The sequence below is a fragment of the Lactococcus petauri genome (genome assembly GCF_002154895.1).
Lineage (GTDB): Bacteria > Bacillota > Bacilli > Lactobacillales > Streptococcaceae > Lactococcus > Lactococcus petauri.
The window spans coordinates 1-3,480 of record NZ_MUIZ01000027.1 but is presented as its reverse complement, the minus strand read 5'-3'; the positions used below and the strand labels follow the sequence as shown (position 1 = coordinate 3,480).

The window sequence follows — 3,480 nt, the reverse complement described above, 5'->3', positions numbered from 1 at the left end:
TTCCTGCTTTAGAAGTATCAACTTTTGAAGCATCTACACTAACTTGTGAGAAGTCGACCGCATTTCCATCTTTATCCAAGGCGGAATCAAAGTTATCTTCTGCTGTCCAGGCATCCCCTACATAAAGGGTAGAGTCATGTACATTGACCGCTGTTTGTTTGTCTTTAACTGTGACTTTAGCTGTACTTGTAACACCATCATAAGTGTAAGTGACATCATATGTTCCTGCTTTAGAAGTATCAACTTTTGAAGCATCTACACTAACTTGTGAGAAGTCGACCGCATTTCCATCTTTATCCAAGGCGGAATCAAAGTTATCTTCTGCTGTCCATGCATCTCCTACGTAAAGAGTAGAGTCATGTACATTGACCGCTGTTTGTTTGTCTTTAACAGTGACTTTAGCTGTACTTGTAACACCATCATAAGTGTAAGTGACATCATATGTTCCTGCTTTAGAAGTATCAACTTTTGAAGCATCTACACTAACTTGTGAGAAGTCGACCGCATTTCCATCTTTATCCAAGGCGGAGTCAAAGTTATCTTCTGCTGTCCAGGCATCCCCTACATAAAGGGTTGTGTCATGCACATTTAATATGACTGGTGATTGAGGACTAAAAGTGAAAGTTGAACCAAATGAAGCTCCCGGCGCAAATCTACTTCCAAATCGGATTTTATTTGATAACGGACCTGAAAAATTTACTTGTCCTGAGATTGTTATTACCTTTTCTAAACTGGAATTATAAATAAATTTTGAATTATCATACACCCAATTTTGCGGAAGGCCAGTAATTGACAAACTATAACCTGCTGGGAGTAACGGCCCTTTTAAACTTTCTGAACCCTCGCTATTAATATACTTCAGAGAAGTTGAAGGCGGATTTTGAAGATTATAATAAAAGTCTATTGTTTTGAGATTAGGGTTTTGAAGCACTTGTTCTAAAAATCGAAAATCATATGTGTAAACAGAAGTTATTGGTAAAGGAACAGCAATATTAGTTAAAGTGGTAGAAGTTAAGGTAGATAGAACAGATAAATCAAAGTTTGTTTGAGTTAAGTCTATAGAAATAATATTTGGGAGCTGATTAATTTTAGAGATTAATTCTAAAAAATTTGAATTTGCTGATATACCTGATCTTCCAGAGTCTGTAATACTATTTAAATTGGTTAATTTTTCCAATCCAGTCCAATCACTTATTACTTTACCAGCAACGTAACTAAAATTTAATGTTTTAATAGATAATAATTCTGATTCAGTTGGTTCATAATCTATAGGCTTTCTTAGTGCAGTGTTAATTAATTCAAGTAAAACAGGATCAGGTATTAATTGCTGGCTAGCTAAATTTTTATAACTATTATTTAAATTAGTGTTTTCTATTGTTTCAGCAGTAGCTACTAGATGAGAGGGGGCTCCTAAAATAAGAGCACTCACAGTAAATATATTGACTATTTTTTTCATAATTTCTCCAAAGTTCGGTAAAGTAGATATATACTTCTATTTTACACTATGCTTCCTATTATTAAAAGCAACTTAGATTAAGCTGAAGAACTGCCATTTCTATTCTGGAGTTTTAATTATACTGCTTTGGATACATTAACTAATTTTAATCTTCATTTCGCAAATAGTAATCTTGCCTCTTCGTTTATTGTATTTATTATTTGCCGTATTTAAAATATACTACTTCTTTTGAGAGTTATCTCGATATAAAAAAGCGGTTAGTATACAGAGTGATTAGATACAAATAAACCTCATCAAGTTTCCTTTTGATACTTGATGAGGTTTATGACTATAATAATGTAAAATTATTTAAGCATTTTGATTTGTAGGGGCAAGATCTATTTCACGGATGTTGACATTTTGGGGCATATCATATATAAATTTTACACTTTGAGCTACAATTTTAGGAGACATTGTTACTCCACCCATCTCTTGTTTCCATGAATTATAGCTCTCTAGTGCTCTTTGATCTGTGACATGGCTAAGCAACTCGGTTTCTGCTGCTCCTGGTGCTACTAAGGAGATGCGTACGTTTTTCCCAGAAAGTTCCTCACGTACAGTTTCACTGAGACCATGGACACCAAACTTAGAAGCAACATATGCAGCATGATCAGTGAAGGTCTTCTTCCCTGCCAATGAAGACATATTAATTACAGTGCCTCCTTGACGTTCAGCCATCTGAGGTAAAACAATTTGCATTCCATTAAGCACACCTATAACATTTGTATCAAGCATTGTTGCCCATTCTTTTGGATCTTGTGTGAGAACATTACCTAATAACATAACTCCTGCATTATTAACCAATAAATCTGTTGGTCCATACACTTTTTCTGCTTTTTGAATTGCTTGACTAAATTGTTCTTTGTTCGTTACATCTACTGCTTCAATAAGCACATTATCAAAATTTAGCGGAAGTGCTTTTATTTTTTCTACACGACGTCCCAAAAGTAACATGGGGTAAGCTTCTGCGTTAAAGAGTTTGGCAATTTCTGCTCCAAATCCAGAGCTTGCACCTGTAATAACAATAAGAGGTTTCTTCATTTTTAATTCTCCTTACGAATTTTTATATGTTATACTTTAACAGTATACAACATGGAGTTAACTCCATGTCAAGGAGGAAATATGAAAAAATATACAATTGGAGATATTTCAAGAAAATTAAATGTCTCTACTGATGCAGTCCGTTATTATGACAAGGAAGGTTTGCTTCCTTTTGTGAAAAGAAACAGTTCTGGACGAAGGGAATTTACAGATAATGATCTAGGGTATATTGAAGTTATTAATTGTCTTAAAAAATCAGGTATTCCCATTAAAGACATCGCTCAATTCATTCAGTGGTGTGTTCAAGGTGATGAGACATTAAATGATCGTTTTACCTTTATGGAAGAGCATGAAATACAATTAGAAGAAAAAATAAAAACCTTAGAAGATAATCTAAAATTTTTACGTTGGAAAAAGTGGTATTATGGAAAAGCCGCAGAACTAGGAACTGAAAAAATCCATTTTCTACCTGGAACAACTCAAGTTGATCCTCAAATAAAATTAAATTTTGAAAAAACAGAAACTAATTATCAAGAATAAAAGATTATAGTTAATGCCAGTCATTTAGAAAATAAATAGTTCTTACAGGTAGTTTCAACATTTTATAGCTGAAAATTAGTATCATTAAAAAATACAAAAAGAGCTCAAACTGTTAAGTTATGAGCTGATGGATTTTTAAATATAAAAAAGCAGACAACTTTGCGAGTACCTGCTTTAGTAATGAGTATATCTATTTATGATATATCTTTATTTTACCAAATTGAAATAAGCAGCACAATCAATAACAACACTTTTTTATATATAAAGTATACTGTTAGATTAAAGATACTATTTCTTAAATCAATCTCCTCTCTTTAAAACCTCTTCTCTTTCTTTTCTAAACAACGTACTCCGTCGATACTCTGGTGGTAAAAACATTCGAATTTGATCTGGATTATACCCAA

The 3,480-nt window shown here is 33.1% G+C and carries 3 protein-coding genes; 1 reads left to right on the top strand and 2 read right to left on the bottom strand.

Annotated features, from left to right (window positions below):
* Window positions 1–1,456, bottom strand: a 1,456-nt coding sequence (locus BZZ03_RS12365; RefSeq protein ID WP_198943961.1) for a bacterial Ig-like domain-containing protein, incomplete at its 3' end; no start/stop codon positions are given.
* A 348-nt stretch (window positions 1,457–1,804) separates the two neighbouring features.
* Window positions 1,805–2,536 (bottom strand): SDR family oxidoreductase, encoded by a 732-nt coding sequence (locus BZZ03_RS11660; RefSeq protein WP_086583393.1) that lies wholly within the window; start codon window positions 2,534–2,536, stop codon window positions 1,805–1,807.
* Window positions 2,537–2,617: 81 nt separating this feature from the next.
* On the opposite strand from BZZ03_RS11660, the gene BZZ03_RS11655 reads away from it, so the two are divergent.
* Window positions 2,618–3,076, top strand: a complete 459-nt coding sequence (locus BZZ03_RS11655) for a MerR family transcriptional regulator (RefSeq protein ID WP_086583392.1) — start codon at window positions 2,618–2,620, stop codon at window positions 3,074–3,076.
* The last annotated feature ends 404 nt before the right edge of the window (window positions 3,077–3,480 follow it).

Coding starts and splice junctions, on each gene's coding strand:
- BZZ03_RS11660 (WP_086583393.1), bottom strand. CDS start 2,536: ATGAAGAAACCTCTTATTGTTATTACAGGTGCAAGCTCTGGATTTGGA.
- BZZ03_RS11655 (WP_086583392.1), top strand. CDS start 2,618: ATGAAAAAATATACAATTGGAGATATTTCAAGAAAATTAAATGTCTCT.